This window comes from Halobacteriovorax sp. RZ-2, from assembly GCF_043196685.1.
Classification (GTDB): Bacteria; Bdellovibrionota; Bacteriovoracia; order Bacteriovoracales; family Bacteriovoracaceae; genus Halobacteriovorax_A.
In genome coordinates this window covers 69,548-84,532 of the sequence record NZ_JBEBMR010000002.1, presented here as the reverse complement: position 1 = coordinate 84,532, position 14,985 = coordinate 69,548, and the positions used below count along the sequence as shown (strand labels likewise).

17 protein-coding genes are annotated in these 14,985 nt (G+C 36.1%); 4 read left to right on the top strand and 13 right to left on the bottom strand.

All coding sequences use genetic code 11. The annotated features are described in order from the left end of the window. Nucleotides 1-4 precede the first annotated feature (4 nt). Entirely contained in the window at nt 5-985 is a 981-nt protein-coding gene (locus ABMA78_RS06450) for a glycosyltransferase (RefSeq protein ID WP_392858175.1), read from the top strand. Nucleotides 986-1,003: 18 nt separating this feature from the next. Here ABMA78_RS06450 and ABMA78_RS06445 read toward each other — a convergent pair whose 3' ends face one another. Continuing rightward, the gene (locus tag ABMA78_RS06445) at nt 1,004-2,716 is read right to left on the bottom strand and encodes an ABC transporter ATP-binding protein (protein WP_392858173.1); all 1,713 of its coding nucleotides are present in this window, start codon (nt 2,714-2,716) and stop codon (nt 1,004-1,006) included. A gap of 81 nt (nt 2,717-2,797) precedes the next feature. Here ABMA78_RS06445 and ABMA78_RS06440 point away from each other — a divergent pair, with 81 nt between their 5' ends. Continuing rightward, nucleotides 2,798-3,196, top strand: a complete 399-nt coding sequence (locus tag ABMA78_RS06440; protein WP_392858170.1) for a hypothetical protein — start codon at nt 2,798-2,800, stop codon at nt 3,194-3,196. Between the two features lie 6 nt (nt 3,197-3,202). Here ABMA78_RS06440 and ABMA78_RS06435 read toward each other — a convergent pair whose 3' ends face one another. Continuing rightward, nucleotides 3,203-3,697, bottom strand: a complete 495-nt coding sequence (locus ABMA78_RS06435; RefSeq protein ID WP_392858168.1) for a hypothetical protein — start codon at nt 3,695-3,697, stop codon at nt 3,203-3,205. 9 nt (nt 3,698-3,706) lie between these two features. Continuing rightward, the gene (locus ABMA78_RS06430; protein ID WP_392858167.1) at nt 3,707-4,009 is read right to left on the bottom strand and encodes a hypothetical protein; all 303 of its coding nucleotides are present in this window, start codon (nt 4,007-4,009) and stop codon (nt 3,707-3,709) included. Nucleotides 4,010-4,123: 114 nt separating this feature from the next. On the opposite strand from ABMA78_RS06430, the gene ABMA78_RS06425 reads away from it, so the two are divergent. Beyond that, on the top strand, nt 4,124-4,903 hold the full coding sequence (locus ABMA78_RS06425) for an endonuclease/exonuclease/phosphatase family protein (protein ID WP_392858165.1): 780 nt from the start codon (nt 4,124-4,126) through the stop codon (nt 4,901-4,903). Here ABMA78_RS06425 and ABMA78_RS06420 read toward each other — a convergent pair. Further along, nucleotides 4,867-5,769 (bottom strand): phosphatidylserine decarboxylase, encoded by a 903-nt coding sequence (locus tag ABMA78_RS06420; RefSeq protein WP_392858163.1) that lies wholly within the window; start codon nt 5,767-5,769, stop codon nt 4,867-4,869. The two genes, ABMA78_RS06425 and ABMA78_RS06420, sit on opposite strands and share 37 nt — an antisense overlap. Before the next feature lie 113 nt (nt 5,770-5,882). Here ABMA78_RS06420 and ABMA78_RS06415 point away from each other — a divergent pair, with 113 nt between their 5' ends. Further along, nucleotides 5,883-6,974 (top strand): S1C family serine protease, encoded by a 1,092-nt coding sequence (locus ABMA78_RS06415; RefSeq protein WP_392858161.1) that lies wholly within the window; start codon nt 5,883-5,885, stop codon nt 6,972-6,974. Between the two features lie 2 nt (nt 6,975-6,976). Here the strand turns inward: ABMA78_RS06415 and ABMA78_RS06410 are convergent, their stop codons facing one another. From ABMA78_RS06410 to ABMA78_RS06370, 9 genes are all read right to left on the bottom strand, one after another. Further along, nucleotides 6,977-7,897: a FecCD family ABC transporter permease gene (locus ABMA78_RS06410; RefSeq protein ID WP_392858159.1), complete on the bottom strand. Its 921-nt coding sequence runs from the start codon at nt 7,895-7,897 to the stop codon at nt 6,977-6,979. Next, on the bottom strand, nt 7,894-8,556 hold the full coding sequence (locus ABMA78_RS06405) for an ATP-binding cassette domain-containing protein (protein ID WP_392858157.1): 663 nt from the start codon (nt 8,554-8,556) through the stop codon (nt 7,894-7,896). The genes ABMA78_RS06410 and ABMA78_RS06405 overlap by 4 nt, the downstream gene beginning before the upstream one ends. Next, nucleotides 8,553-9,338 (bottom strand): ABC transporter substrate-binding protein, encoded by a 786-nt coding sequence (locus ABMA78_RS06400; RefSeq protein WP_392858154.1) that lies wholly within the window; start codon nt 9,336-9,338, stop codon nt 8,553-8,555. The genes ABMA78_RS06405 and ABMA78_RS06400 overlap by 4 nt, the downstream gene beginning before the upstream one ends. A 10-nt stretch (nt 9,339-9,348) precedes the next feature. Beyond that, nucleotides 9,349-10,359, bottom strand: a complete 1,011-nt coding sequence (locus ABMA78_RS06395; protein WP_392858151.1) for an ABC transporter permease subunit — start codon at nt 10,357-10,359, stop codon at nt 9,349-9,351. After that, entirely contained in the window at nt 10,356-11,381 is a 1,026-nt protein-coding gene (locus ABMA78_RS06390) for an ABC transporter permease subunit (RefSeq protein WP_392858149.1), read from the bottom strand. Before ABMA78_RS06390 ends, ABMA78_RS06395 begins: the two co-directional genes overlap by 4 nt. Nucleotides 11,382-11,395: 14 nt before the next feature. Beyond that, the gene (locus ABMA78_RS06385; protein WP_392858146.1) at nt 11,396-13,045 is read right to left on the bottom strand and encodes an ABC transporter substrate-binding protein; all 1,650 of its coding nucleotides are present in this window, start codon (nt 13,043-13,045) and stop codon (nt 11,396-11,398) included. Nucleotides 13,046-13,167: 122 nt separating this feature from the next. Further along, complete coding sequence (locus tag ABMA78_RS06380) at nt 13,168-13,866, bottom strand: hypothetical protein (RefSeq protein ID WP_392858144.1); 699 nt, start codon at nt 13,864-13,866, stop codon at nt 13,168-13,170. A 47-nt stretch (nt 13,867-13,913) separates the two neighbouring features. After that, complete coding sequence (locus ABMA78_RS06375) at nt 13,914-14,597, bottom strand: class I SAM-dependent methyltransferase (protein WP_392858141.1); 684 nt, start codon at nt 14,595-14,597, stop codon at nt 13,914-13,916. Next, the gene (locus ABMA78_RS06370; RefSeq protein ID WP_392858138.1) at nt 14,575-14,970 is read right to left on the bottom strand and encodes a hypothetical protein; all 396 of its coding nucleotides are present in this window, start codon (nt 14,968-14,970) and stop codon (nt 14,575-14,577) included. Before ABMA78_RS06370 ends, ABMA78_RS06375 begins: the two co-directional genes overlap by 23 nt. Nucleotides 14,971-14,985: the final 15 nt, after the last annotated feature.

The window sequence follows — 14,985 nt, the reverse complement described above, 5'->3', positions numbered from 1 at the left end:
TAAAATGCATGTATGTATTCCATACCACAAAGTATTACCAGTAAAAACTTATGGCGGTGTTGAGAGACTCGTCTTTTGGCATATGAAAGAATTAATTAAATTTGGTCACCAGGTTACCTTTATCGGACCAGGGCAAAGCCAAGTAGCAGAATATGGTATCAACCATATTGCATGTGAAAAGATTGAAGAGTGGCAAAAATTCGTTCCAGATAATATCGATGTTATACATGGCTTTGATAACATAAAAGTTGATCTTGATATTCCTTACGTTATTAATATCGGAGGCAATGGCTTCCCAGGTGAAAAGTTCGACTTAAATACAGTATTTGTTTCAAAATCGCATGCTCGCCATCACGGTTCTACAAGCTATGTAAATAACTGTCTTGATATGAGTGAATACCCGGCCATTTATAAAGAAAGTAAGATTACTGAAATCAAAAGCCTACTCTTTCTTGCAAAGGCTTCTTGGCGAGTGAAAAACCTTCAACAATCTGTAAAGATTGCAAGACAAACTAATAAGCATCTCCACATTTGTGGTGGTGGTTCTAAGTTCTTTGGTTGGCACCCTTTAATTCACAACCATGGTATGGTTGGTGGCCAAGAGAAGTTAGATTATATGCGACAGTGTGATGCCCTACTCTTTGCTGTTCGTTGGCATGAGCCTTTCGGCCTTGCTATCATCGAAGCGATGACTCAAGGGCTACCAGTCTTTGGCTCAAGCTTTGGTTCACTACCTGATTTAATTGCCCCTGGCACAGGTCGTACATTCTACTCTCACGAAGAGATCATTGAATACTTTAATACAACAAAGGATGTCTATGATCGTGACTTTATTCGAAACTATGCAATCAAGAACTTCTCAATGGAAAGATTCACTTCTGACTTTATTGAAAAGTATGAAATTGTTATGTCAGGAAAAAAACTTAATGATGTAGAGCCTGAGTGGATTCACCCATTTAGAGCAGGAAAAAGGCTACCTTTCTAAGGTAGCCTTTAGTATTTTCTAAGATTTTACACTTAACTCATATAATTTCTTATACTCACCACCAAGAGTCATTAACTCCTCATGGCGACCTTGTTCAATCATTCTTCCATCTTTTAAGACAATGATTTTGTCATAATTTTGAATCGTTGAAAGCCTGTGCGCAACTGCTACAACTGTTTTATTTTTAGCAAGTTCATTAAGTGACTGCTGCACAACCTTTTCTGATTCATTATCAAGAGCAGAAGTTGCTTCATCGAATAAGAAGACATCATTATTTTGTAGGTATGCACGAGCAATTGTCAGACGTTGGGCCTGTCCTCCAGAAAGTCTTAAGCCACGATCTCCAATAACTGTTTCAAGTCCACTTGGAAGCTCATTTATATAATCTGTCGCATGAGCAACTTTCAATGCTTCTTCGATTTGCGCTTCACTTACTTCCTTTCCAAGAGTTAAGTTTTCTCTTACCGTTGTATTAAATAGAAAGATATCTTGTGATACAAGGCCAAAATAGTGACGTAGGGACTTTAAAGTGAACTCACTTGAGTCTGCACCATCAATCTTATAACTTCCCTTTTTAACTGGGTATAGGCCAAGAAGAACATTAATTAGCGTTGATTTCCCAGAGCCAGAAAGCCCAACTAGCGCAACCTTCTCACCCTTATTAATATCGAAACTTAAATCGTTAATTACCTGATGATCACCATATGAGAAATCTAAGTTCTTAAATGAAATCTTATCACTTAACTCAGAGTGCTCTTTTGTTCCCGAGTCTTCTTCATTGTCTACCTTTAAGAATTTAAAGATACGCTTTTCTGCTGCTTGGGCCTGGCTAATCTTAAGATTCGCTTCATTAGTTTTTCTGATCGGATCCTGGATCATGGCCATAATAGCAATAAAAGTAATAAACTCTCCTGTCGTCATTGCATTTCCAGTGATCTTTACCTGAGCAAAGACAATGACAGAAGAAAGAATTAACGTTGTCATAAACTCAACAAGAGGATGTGAAAACTGTCTCATCACTTCCGCTTTCATTTGAAAAGTAAAGAAGTCGTTTTGATAAGACTTGAAGAAATTTCTTGTATAATCTTGAAGATTAAAGGCCTTAATAATTTTTTGTCCACCAACACCTTCGCCAATAACATGAGTCATATCTGAAAGTCTTGATTGTACATCAGCTTGGTGTGCCTTAACTCTTTTTCCAAAGAATCCAAAAATTAAAAGCATAATTGGAAGAAGTGCAAATGTGACAAGAGTAAGCTGCCAATCTAAGTAGAATGCATATCCTAATAAAACAATTAATGTGATTGGCTCCCTAATTAAAGTAAGAAGGCCACTAATACCTTGAGAGTAAATCATCGTATCATTTAAGATCGTTGAAATAACATCACCTTGTTTTGTTGTTGTATAAAAAGAAATTGGAATATCTTGAATTTTTGAATAGATCTTCGTTCTAATTTCACAAACTGCATCGTTCATTGCAAATTGCATCCAGTAAAAGTGGAAGAAACGAACTGGTAAATTAATAAGTGCAAGTAAACAAGCAAGGCCCACAATCCCTAGGATCTCTTCAAGTGTCGACTCTGGAGAAAGCCCCTTTGTAAAAAGAGGATTGATTAGCGCCATTTGACCACCTTTAATAAGCGCCATACCAATACCGAAAATCATACTTCCGATAACTCTGGCACGATGGCGATGAATCAATGGCCATATATTTTTAATAGTTTCAAACATGAAAAACCCTTGCTAAATTAGATATAGTTAACTTTGCTAGTTTAGAACAAAATAACTAGTTTGCACACCATGTTAGGCATTATGATTGAAAAGTATTTTAGAAGACTCAGAGCACAATACCCAGTGGCCTTCCTCTCAGATGCAAGGCTAAGTCTACTATTGGAGAATATTCACTCAGAAGAAGAATTGAAAATAATCTTTAGTTACCTACAAAAGCATCTAAAATCTTCACCAAGTCAGAAAGAAAATGGTGAACTCTTATTTAGCCTTATCGATAAAACTCAATACTCTGTTCGTGCTTGGATTGAGGCCATCCTCACATTTGATTCATGGCTAAAGGAAAATGAAAGAGAGACAGATTTTAAAACAATGATTGGCTATATCGAATGTTCTACTCTGTCTCCCGAAAATAAGATTTTAAAATATCAATTAAAAGAACTCGTTGCCAAAATGCTTAACGAGTTCGGCTATGTTGGTTAGTTTGACTTACCTTGCTAAACTGAGAGAGCTATTGATCAAATCACTATAATTCGCATGACCCCACATAAGAATTTTTTGTTTTTTGACAACATTGTTAGAACTCTTTTTGTGACTACGCTGAAGCTCTTCAACAAAGCTATTTAACTGGTCAAGCATTGAGTTTAGAATTAACTCTTCCGTTTTGTTAACATATACTTTCTGTAGTTTTAGAGAGCGATTATTTTTTTGATTAAAGTAATTAGCGACCATCGAGTTTGATACTTCGTTAACTTCTTTTTTTATATTTTCAGGTGTATTTGCAATTAATAAACTCTTTGCATCCTTATTAATTGAATATGAACTATTTTGTCTCTGCAAAATACCTTTCTTATTTAAACGAATACAAAGACTTCCTACTAAAGATAAGTCCATTCCTGTTTCATCAGAAATTTGAAATATCGTCTTTTGAGATTTTCCACAAACTTCTAGTATTGCTCTTTCAACCATTAATAAACGTGACATCTCTTCTCCCTATAACCCTGCTAATTTTCTAATAAAAAACTTTTCTTCTAAATCACTCACGATTTTATTACAATCGTTTCGACTTAAGCTAAATGAATGTTTTTCCAAGAATTGTATTAGTAAGCTCAACTCTGAAGAGTTCATTTCTAATTTTTCTTTGATTTTAAAATACTCACTTGTTCTCATCTCAGCACCATTCATCAGTCTAAATAGACGTGTCGTTTGCATCTGAAATATCTCTCCCAGCTGTTTGTATGTGTGCTTTGGGAAACGTTTTCTAACTTCTTTAACTAATTGCTCTTGTTGAACCATAAGACCTCCTTAACAAGCCTGTTTTTAATAAAGAAGTTATTTTTTAACCACTTGTGTCGATCTTGGAGTTTTCTATTTTTCTATTGATGAAAAATATGTTTTCATTAATGGAATATGTTTAATTTCACTGTAATTTCTTCAAATATTCGCTTTAATAACCCGGCCGATGGAATTCATTCATGGGATGGAAGACGTGTCATTCTTGCCAATGCGCTAAATACTTACCGTCCTGCAGTTATCGGAACCCAAGAAGGATGGGAGCCTCAGTTAAGAGACTTTCAAGAACTCCTCGATGGCCTAGAGATTATTGATACAAATCGAGAATGGATTGAAGATCGAATGTATCCTTCTCTGTATTATCGTCCCGAAATATTTGAATTGATTAACTCTGGAGATATTTGGCTTTCTGAAACACCTTATATTGCAGCATCAAAATCATTTGGAAGTGCCTTTCCAAGACTATGTACATGGGCAGTTCTAAAAGCAAAAGAAAATGGTAAACACTACTTCTTTGTTAATGCACACTTAGATCATCTCGAATCAAGCACACGCCAGGAACAAATAAAAGTTCTTATTAACGAAATTGAAAAAGTCAGAGCAGATTATCCGTTAATTTTAACCGGTGACTTTAATGAGTCTCCATTTGAGAGTGTTAGAAAAGAGCTAAACGAAAGTAAGTTAAACCTTACTGACCCTTGGATTGATCTGGGACACGAAGAGTGCGAGAGTCACCATAGCTTTAAAGGCTTTCGTGAAGATGGTTCTCGCATCGACTGGATTCTTCACTCAAAAGATTCATTGAAATGTGAGCAGATACATCTACATAAGGAAAGTTCTGACGGGGTTTACCCATCAGATCATTTTCCAGTTTGCGCAACTTTATCTGCTAAATGAATATAAGTTTCAATTCCATTCTTTGTATTATTTAAAATATCTGATGTTGGTGCCCACTTACCTTTTTCACCAATAACGATAACTGTTGATCCACCAAATAAGAAGTAACCTTTTTCATCACCTCTTGAGAATGTCGTTAAATCGCTTGATTGAACAATGCGGCCAACCATTGTTGCCCCAACTTCAACATAAGCAATTTTACCAAACTCTTTAGTTTCCATTACTGTCACTTCGCGAATATTAGTACTGAAAATATCATTCTTCTTACGAAGTGCAAGTGGATTGACAGAGTGATAGCCTCCACCAATTTTATAATAGTCGATAACTTCACCATCAAGGGGATAGTGAAATCTGTGATAATCAACAGGACACAATCTTGCGAGTAAAAGTGGCCCATCTTCAAAAGTTCTTTCCCACTTTGTATTTTGTAGTAATTCAGTTGAATTTAAGAATTTACCTTTAACTGGAATCTTTACTTGGTTCGTAATTGACTCGTATCCAAAGTATCTAGCTTCAGCAAAAGCCGACATCGAATCAGCTTCATCAAGAAATGGCCTCTTTCCTTCTTTAAACCTACGAATAAAGAATTCATTAAAGCTTCCATAGGGGTCATCCTTAGAGCGCCCTTCAGTTGGTAAAAACTCATCCATATTGATCTGGTAATCTTTAACAAATTTTGGAACCTTATTCTTAGTAAAATTCATATTTTGAATTTCGCCATACATACAAGAGACGATTGATGAAGTAATTGCACCAGAGATCAGCTTTCCAAGCGGATTTCCATACAAGAAATTGATTGCGGCATCCCCGTAAACTTTCTCCACTTCCATTTGATTTGTATAACGATTAAAATAATTAATATCCACGGGTGACCTCAGAATTCTTACAGAAATTTGACATTTCTGTGTTACAAAATTTTTATACTATGATTATATATGTATAATGAGATGAGCGTCAAAAAGAGATAATGAGGAATATTATGAAAAGCAGTTTAAGGCCATTCTTTTTAATTCTTATTCTATTAACATCCTTTAATTCAAAGGCTTCGTTTGATGAAAATAAGGCCGTCTTAGAAAGTGAACGAAATACGATTTCAGTATTTGATCGTTCAGTGAACTCAGTCGTAAATATTTCAACACTTGGTCGCATGAGAACCAGAAGAGGATTTTTCTTTTCAATGACAAATAAGCAAGTTGTCAAAGGAGAAGGATCTGGTTGGGTCTGGGATGACAAGGGCCATATCATTACAAATTATCACGTCGTTGAAGGTGGAGATAACTTTCTTATAAGATTCAACAATAATAAGAAAGAGTACAAGGCCAAATTAGTTGGAACAGAACCCGCTAAGGATATTGCCGTTTTAAAATTAATTGAAGTCCCAAGAGATATTAAACCTCTTAATCGAGGAGATTCTGACAAAGTTAGAGTTGGTCAAAAGGCCATTGCTATTGGTTCACCATTTGGACTTGATGCGACGGTTACAACAGGAATCATTTCAGCAAAGAATCGTGGAATCCAAGGAATTGGAGGCGTTGAAATTCGTGGGATGCTCCAAACAGACTCTTCAATTAACCCAGGAAACTCTGGCGGGCCACTATTTGACTCTTCTGGGAATGTCATCGGCGTCAATACAATGATTTTTTCAAACTCAGGATCATCAGCAGGTGTCGGTTTCGCTATCCCTATCAATATTGTCAGTAAAGTAGTTCCACAAATTATTAAGTATGGAATGGTAAAAAGACCAGGCCTTGGAATTGCTATTGCAGAAAAAAGAGAGCTTTCATACTTTTATGGCATTGATGTTGAAAAAGGACTTCCTATTCAAAGTGTTCGCCCAGGTGGACCATCTGAAAAAGCAGGCCTAAAAGGTCTAATTCAAGATCCACGTACCAGAAGTATTATTCTTGGTGATGTTATTCTAAAGATCGATGGAAAAGAGATTAATGACTTTGATGATATTTTCAATACTCTATACGAATACAAAGTTGGAGATAAGGTCGAAGTTCTCTACCGTAGAGGTTCAGCTCTTAAAAAGGCCATCGTCAAACTAGAAGAAATAAAAAGAAATTAAGCTTACTGCTTTCTAAATAGTTGGAGTGCCAGCACTGGTGCTCCAACACATGCTGTAATTGCACCAATCGGTATAATACTATTCTCTAAAACAATTCTTGAAATAAAATCACAAAGCACTAAAAAGCCACCACCTAAGATAAAGGTTGGCATTAAGCTTCTCTCATAATTAGCACTAACAAGTCTTCTTGTAATATGTGGAATAATTAAACCAACAAAACCAATTGGCCCACATTGCCAGACAACAACGGCAATAAGAATATTCGAGATAAGAATTAATGTTGCATTGACCTTACGGGTTGGTACTCCCCTCGTTTGAGCAAAGTCTTCCCCAATAGAAATGAGAGTTAAGCTTCTTTTGTGTATGATAAAGAAGATTAATCCTAGGATGTATATAGGAGCTGTATAATAGAGGCCCTCAAATCCTACAATAGATAGGCTTCCCATCATCCAACGAATTAACCTAGCGATACTTTCATTACCAAGCATACTTTGTACAAAGACAATTGCACTAGATGAAAAGATTGAAAGGCAAACACCAAAGAGTAGGACTCTTTGAGATGAAAACTTATTAAGATAAAGAAATAATAAGATGAGTAGAAAAATTGATGAAAGAGCAACATAGGCTCCTAAAGAAAAAGAGTTAAACCCTAATTCAGCAATAGCAAGCCCAAGGGCCGCCACACTTGAGAACCCCAGCGTATATGGCGTAGCAAGAGGATTTCTAAAGATGACCTGAGTGGTGCTTCCGATGACAGAAAGTATTCCCCCCACGAGAAAGGCCAAGTAAACACGTGGAAGCCTTAAGTTTTCTAAAATATAAAGGCCCTGTACATCTAAATCAATTACTCCCTCACGACCTAAGAATGGTGTAAGTGCCACAGCAATAATAACGACTAGGTATAAGAGAATTGTCTTCTTCACAGAATATACCTCTTATTATCCATGACATGGTAATTAAACTTCTTATGAAAAACCTTATCAAACACCTTATTTTGAAATGCCTCATCTACAGTCGAATCAAAACTTAATTTTGAATTTTCAAATGCCACAAGTCGGCTACATATATTGATGACAAAGTTAAAGTCATGTGAAACAACGAAACAACTCTTCTTAAACTCTTGAAGAAAATGACTTAAGCTCTCGACATAAATTGGATCTAAGAAATTCGTTGGTTCATCTAATAATGTTAATTCACAATCATAATAGAAAGTGCAAATAAGATTTAATCTTTGCTTCTCGCCACCACTAAGAGTTGATACCCTTCTTGATAAAAGACCCTCAAAGTTAAAATGTGAAACTAACTTTTTAAGATATTCTAAGTCTTGTGCCTTACTACCACGAGCATAGGTCAAAACCTCCTGTGCGGCCATATCACTTTGAATAGAAGAACTATCACCACAATATGCAACATCACCTTCAACAAAGCACTTTCCTTGAAAATCCACAAGATTAGCAACTGCCTTAAGAAAGCTCGACTTTCCCGCACCATTTGGTCCAATGACACCACAGTGCCCGGATTCAAACGAGAATTCCTTAACAGATAACCTATTTTGAATTGATAAATTTTCACAATGAATCACTTCAAAATCTCCCTAAAGTCTTTCACTAGTGACAATGTTCTAGGACCTAGAACAACTGCATAATCTTTTTCATATAGATAGATTTTATCTTTAAATAAAGAATTCTTCCAATCTTCTTCAGCTTTAACTTTTCGATCTGAAATACGAAGAATTAAATCAAATTCTGAAGTCAGTAAGCTTTCGAGACTTCTAAGCGGGTAACCGGATTCAGCTACGATATTTTCAGCACCTAACTTTGTTAATATCTCATGATAATAATTATCTGTCCCAATGGCCCTTACTTCATGCAACTTACCATCTTTGAATTTTTCATCGATGACCATCAAAACCCTTTTTCCTTTTGAAATAGGTTTTAGAAGGGCCTTTAACTTATTAGCAAAGTCTTGAATCTTTTGGTCTTTATTAAGTTTAAACTTCTTATTAAAAATCTTAAGCATTTCAACTGCATCCCCCAGTCTCTTATAAGGAGTAGTGATGACATCAACACCAAGCTTTTCTAAGTTCTTTTTGACTCGTACTCCCTGAACCTCTGCTAAGAGCACAGAAGTGACTTTATCACTTACGACTTTCTCTAGATTGATTTCAAAGGAAGATCCATAGCGAGGAAGCTTCTTTGCCTCTTCTGGATAATTACAATAGTTAGAAACACCAACAAGTAAGCCACCAGCATCAAGGTAATACATCGATTCAGTAAAGCTTGGTAGTGTTGAAAGAACTCGATAATTTTTTGCGTGAGAATTAAAGAAAAGAATGGCGGAGAATATTAAGATGAATATTCTCACGCCAACCTCATTATTTCATTTTTGGATCAAGTGCATCTCTTACCCCGTCTCCAACAAGTACGAGTAAGAATAAACTTGAGAATAGTGCTGCTGATGGATAAACAGCTAGCCACCATGCAATTCTAAAGTTCTGGTGGGCCTGATTTAAAAGCTCTCCCCAAGAAGGTGTTGGAACTGCAAGACCAAACCCAAGGTAATCTAGAGAAGCAAGACCAGAGATCCCTGCCGCAATAGAGAAAGGTGCGAAAGTAATAATCGGACCAAGAGAGTTTGGAAGAATATGCTTAATGATAATACGAGAAGTTGATGCTCCCATACCACGTGCAGCTTCTACGAATTCTTGTTTTCTATTCTTTAAGAACTCACCACGAGCGTAATAACTAACACCCATCCATCCAAAGATAGAAGAGATGAAAATTAGAAGCGTTAAAGTCGGCTTAAAGATAGAAATCATCGTAAGTAGTAATAAGAATACTGGTACAGTACTAAAGATTTCAACAACACGCTGTCCGAAGAAATCCACTTTCCCACCAAAGTATCCCATGATACCACCAAAAAAGACTCCCATAATAGTAGACAGTAGCCATACTAGAAATGCGTAAGCAATCGAATACTTGTATCCATATAGAAGACGAGTAAATACATCACGCCCTCTATCATCTGTACCCATGATATTTTCATCACTAGGAGGTGCAGGATACTCATATACGTCTCTATTAGATTCAAATGGATCCCATTGAACTAGAGGCCAGACAACACTATCCATTTCTAGAGTTCGATAATTGGTAACGTAAACGTTAGTGATTCCAAACTCTTTAGGATGGTAGTCCTTGAATACTGGAAAGTAAGACTTTCCTTGGTAAGTCATATAAACCGGCTTGCTATTAGCAATTAATGGTGCCGATAAAGTTAAAAGTACAGAAACGAAAAGTAGAACTACTGCAACAACAGCAGATTTTCTCTTTTTAAAGCGTCTCCATCTTTTAAGTGTAAGTTCGTTTTCAATAAATCTTTCAATCATGAGAAATCAATCCTTGGATCAACAACAGTGTAAAGAATATCACTGATTAAGTTACCTAAGAACATTAGGACAGTTTGAATAAAGAACAGTCCCATAATTACGTTATAATCTCTTTCTAGTAGTGATTGGTAACCAAGTAGACCAATACCATCTAGGTTAAAGATCCTTTCAATAAGAAGAGATCCAGCAAAGAATAGAGATAAGAAATGTCCAAATCCAGTTACAATTGGAATCAAGGCATTTCTAAGAGCGTGCTTATAGTAAACCATCTTATCTGATAAACCTTTCGCTCTTGCAGTACGAACATAATCTTGAGAGATAACATCTAGCATAGAGTTTCTCATAAGAAGAGTTAGAACTGTAAACTGTCCTACCATATATGCAATAAGCGGAAGGACAAAGTGCCAAACTCTATCTGTGATCTTTCCAAAGAAACCAAGGTCATCGTAATAATCTGAAACGAGGTCACCAATCGGAAACCAATCCACAAATGTCCCACCAGCAAAGTAAACAAGAAGTAAGATACCTAGCATAAATGGTGGAATTGAATAAAGTGCAGATAGAATAAACGATGATGCTGCATCAAATTTAGTTCCTGCCTTAACGGCCTTAATGACCCCGAGAGGGATACATATTAGATAGGACATTATAAAGGACACTAAACCAAATTGAATTGATACAGGTAGCTTACTCATAACAACATCAATTACTGGCTCTTCATATGTAAATGACTCTCCAAAATCAAGTGTTGCAAGATTCTTTAGCCAAATAACATAACGAATGTGAAGTGGTTTATCAAAACCATATTGTTTCTTAAGTGCCTCAACAACTTCTTGAGATACTGCCCCATTGTTAGAGCTTGTATCAGTTGTTGTTTGACCAACTCCACCAAATCTCATTTGTTGAAGCTTTTGTTCAATTGGAGAACCTGGTGCCAGGTTAACCATAACAAACATAAGGATACTGACCCCGAGCAACGTCGGGACCATAATCATTAATCTTCTTAGGATATAATTAAACAAGTCGTCTCTCCTACTTACTTAGCTGGTTTAATCGACCACTTACTTCCGTATCCAACGCCGTAAGTATAAGTATCTTTCTCTTTTTGCATACGCTTAGTATGTCCGTAGAAAGTGTAACGGTCATTAAATAGGAAAATATATGGGTAGTCTTCAGCAATTAGCTTGTAAACTTTTTTAAGCATTGTCTTTCTTGCTTCTTTATCAAGAGTAAGTTGCGCTTGATCAATTAGCTTATCAACTTCTTTATTTGAATAAGAAATAAAGTTAGATCCGTTATTAGCAGCTGAATCTGAGTGCCAGATTTGCTTTGGATCCCAATCTAGTGATCCACCAGACCATGCAAGAGTAACAGCATCAAAGTTTCTTTCATCAAGAGCTTTAATGAATGAGTTCCACTCGATATACTTAACTTCAATCGCAACACCAGCTTTCTTTGCATCTTGCTGATACATCGTTAGGTATTTAGAGAAAGTTTTTGAAGGGTTTAAGATTGTGAAAGCAAGTTTCGTCTTCTTTCCATCAATCATTTTATCAAGAACAGCATCACCATCAGAATCTTTCCAACCATCGTTCTTTAGGATCTTAATTGCTTCTGTAACATTAAAAGGAATCGCTTTAACGTCTTTATTTGCATATTCAGATTGAACGTATAGTGGACCAGTTGCTAGAACAGAATATCCAAAACGGAATTTCTTATTCATTTCTTCACGGTTCATTAGGTAGTTCATTGCTTTACGAACTTCTTTTGATTTAAAGATTGGGCTCTTAAAGTTCCAACCAACAAATCCGTAACCTTTTACTGACTTATTTTCTGTTTTAACTTTTAAAACATCTTTACCCCATCTTGGGCCATTTGTTTTTTGCTCATACTCTTCAGGTGAAAGAGAATTGAAGTCTAAGTCACCTTTTTCAAGTCTTTGGATAGCAACAGAAGACTCATTGATAAATCTCATGAAGATCTCACCATATGAGTATTCGTTTTTATGAAGATCAGTTTTATATCCCCACCAATCTTTATTTTGAACTAAAGAGATACCTTTACCTCTTCTAAGCTCTTTAAAGATATAAGGACCTGTACCAATAAGAGTCTTATTAAGTTCTTTTTCTTGCTCTTTTGTTGGGTTTTCATAGATGTGCTTTGGAACGATTGCAAGGTATCCACCACTAGCAATTGACATTAGGTTCCCAAAGTATTTTTTGCTGGCCTTAAAACGAATTGTTCTTGGACCTTCAACAACTGCTTCTTTAAAGTTTGCGAAGTAAGACTTCATGTGAGCAGTCTTGTACTTATTCTCTGGATGAGTTACCGCATCAAAAGAAAACTTTACATCTTCTACAGTGAAAGGCTTTCCATCATGCCACTTAACACCTTCTCTAATTTTGAAAACAAAATCATAACCATCGTTCTCAATTGACCATGATTCAGCAAGACCTGGTTGCCACTCATTTGTTTCAATATCTTTAGTTAAAAGACCTTCAAGTACATAACTATGAACATTTGATGAGTATGCATCAGTTGATGATAACGGGTTCAGAGTTGTTGGAGTACCACTTAGATTGTAGTAAAAAGTGTTGTTTGATTTTTTAGCTCCACCGCTTTTATTACACCCTACTACAGACAATAGAAGTGTACTTAAAAGAAGTAAAAAGATTCCTTTTTTCATAAACTTATCCTTTTTATATTTAGCGAGTCACAATATAAAATTTTACACCAAATGGCTAGAATGCACATTAGGACGTACGCGTTCGTCTGTCTAGATGCTAAAATTATTTACAAAAGAGATAATTATTTTGTGATGTAATTCCTTGGATCTAAAGACCATCGGTCTTCTTTGAGATTTTTAGACTCGATGCGGTACTGCTGTAATTTATAATCAACTTCATTTAAACGAGTTTGAATGCCTTCAGTGTTACGAACGAGCTGCTGATGGTCATCTTCGAGTCGACGCAACTCATCACGCCACTCCTTCTCAAGTTTCTGACGCAACAAATCGTATCGTGCATTGATAGTTTCGACTCTTTGCGTATAGGTCGTAATATCTTGTTTATTGCGGCTAATTTTTGACTCAAGGGCCAATTTTTTCTTAGCAAGAATTTCTATTAACTCATTACCCATTGCAACATTATTAACGAGATCCTGTGAATAAAAGTTATAGTATCTTCCAGTTGAAAAAGCTGACTTACGATTGCACTCATCATATCTTGGAATGCGTAGTAGTAAATAATGACTCGTACGGCCCATAACAATGGCCTTACATTTTGAGGACTCTTGATGAAGTCCCCATAGGTCAACTTCATCTAATTTATTAATGTATTTGATATTATCAAAATCAACCTTGAAGCGAACAAGTCTCGCACTCCCTTCAATATGTGATACCCTGCCGGAAAAATAACCTAGGTCTTTATTGAATTCGAGAATATTTGCATAACAAACAATTCCACTCAAGAATGTAGCAACTAAGATGAAGTACTTCACTCTTTCCATTGTGCCATATTAAATTATTTTAGATAGTTGCGGGAAAGAGATGCCTTTTATTCGGGCTTTTGAGCGATGATTGATTGAGTTAGCTCGGCATTGTGACGTGGCTCTTCATATTTAAGGATTTTGAAATCACTGAACATACTTAATAGTTCTGCTGGTTTTAAGAAATAAGAATCTACACTCTGCTCTTTGAATTTCTTCTTGTGATCTGTCGTGTAGCCTTCATAAATAATAACTCCACCAGGTCTAAGCCACTTCTTCAATTTTTCAGAAACTTCTCTATCAACATAATAGAAGCAAATAATTGCATCGAGTGAGTTATTTGCAATTTTTAAATCATCAACTGATTTGTGAATTGTCTTAATACGAACACCTGCTTGTCTCGCAAGTCTTAGGGATTTATCGATAGCAACTGAGCTAATATCGACGCCTGTTACTTTATAACCTTTTGAAGCAAGGAAGACAGCGTTTCTCCCCTCACCCATTCCTATATCTAAAACAGTCGCACCTCTAGGGATCTGCTGATAGTTTTTTGCTAGAAAGTGAGCTGGGGATTTTCCATAGATATAGTCATGTTGGGCAAATTTCTTATCCCACATATTTGAGGCTTTTTCTTGGACCCTTTGACCAGTCAGTAATTCATAGCGAGAACCAGAAATACTCTGGCGTGCGAAAGCATCCTGAAATAGACAAGATAATATAATGATGAATTTAAGCACTAGCGCTTTCTTCATGAGTCTCAAGCTCCGCATTTAGATAAAGATTTAATTGTTCATACTTGTTTTTCACCATTTTTACCATAGCATGGACTTTATCTTCAATAGTTGCGGGCATATCTTCTGTATGCGCAAGGTACCAATGGAGATCATCCACGGTATTATAGAAATCTTCAAGATTAACAATCAGCTCTTCAGATAGAAGCATAAGCTGTGCAACTGTTATGGTTTTAAAATTTGATCTAAAAATTGCATTGAAATGTTCACGGGTGCGCTTCATCGATAAGATTTGCAGATACTCTCTTTCGCGGTGAATGATTTTATCAGCAAGTCTGGCAGCATCTTGCCTTAGAATAATAAGTAAACGACTTACTTCCTTTGAAACTCTCATTCTCTCTCAATCCCT

Bases quoted from the DNA above. Each gene is read 5' to 3' on its own strand.
- ABMA78_RS06440 (WP_392858170.1), top strand. From the start codon at position 2,798: ATGATTGAAAAGTATTTTAGAAGACTCAGAGCACAATACCCAGTGGCC.
- ABMA78_RS06370 (WP_392858138.1), bottom strand. From the start codon at position 14,970: ATGAGAGTTTCAAAGGAAGTAAGTCGTTTACTTATTATTCTAAGGCAA.
- ABMA78_RS06415 (WP_392858161.1), top strand. From the start codon at position 5,883: ATGAAAAGCAGTTTAAGGCCATTCTTTTTAATTCTTATTCTATTAACA.
- ABMA78_RS06445 (WP_392858173.1), bottom strand. From the start codon at position 2,716: ATGTTTGAAACTATTAAAAATATATGGCCATTGATTCATCGCCATCGT.
- ABMA78_RS06450 (WP_392858175.1), top strand. From the start codon at position 5: ATGCATGTATGTATTCCATACCACAAAGTATTACCAGTAAAAACTTAT.
- ABMA78_RS06380 (WP_392858144.1), bottom strand. From the start codon at position 13,866: ATGGAAAGAGTGAAGTACTTCATCTTAGTTGCTACATTCTTGAGTGGA.
- ABMA78_RS06435 (WP_392858168.1), bottom strand. From the start codon at position 3,697: ATGTCACGTTTATTAATGGTTGAAAGAGCAATACTAGAAGTTTGTGGA.
- ABMA78_RS06395 (WP_392858151.1), bottom strand. From the start codon at position 10,359: ATGATTGAAAGATTTATTGAAAACGAACTTACACTTAAAAGATGGAGA.
- ABMA78_RS06375 (WP_392858141.1), bottom strand. From the start codon at position 14,597: ATGAAGAAAGCGCTAGTGCTTAAATTCATCATTATATTATCTTGTCTA.
- ABMA78_RS06430 (WP_392858167.1), bottom strand. From the start codon at position 4,009: ATGGTTCAACAAGAGCAATTAGTTAAAGAAGTTAGAAAACGTTTCCCA.
- ABMA78_RS06385 (WP_392858146.1), bottom strand. From the start codon at position 13,045: ATGAAAAAAGGAATCTTTTTACTTCTTTTAAGTACACTTCTATTGTCT.
- ABMA78_RS06425 (WP_392858165.1), top strand. From the start codon at position 4,124: ATGTTTAATTTCACTGTAATTTCTTCAAATATTCGCTTTAATAACCCG.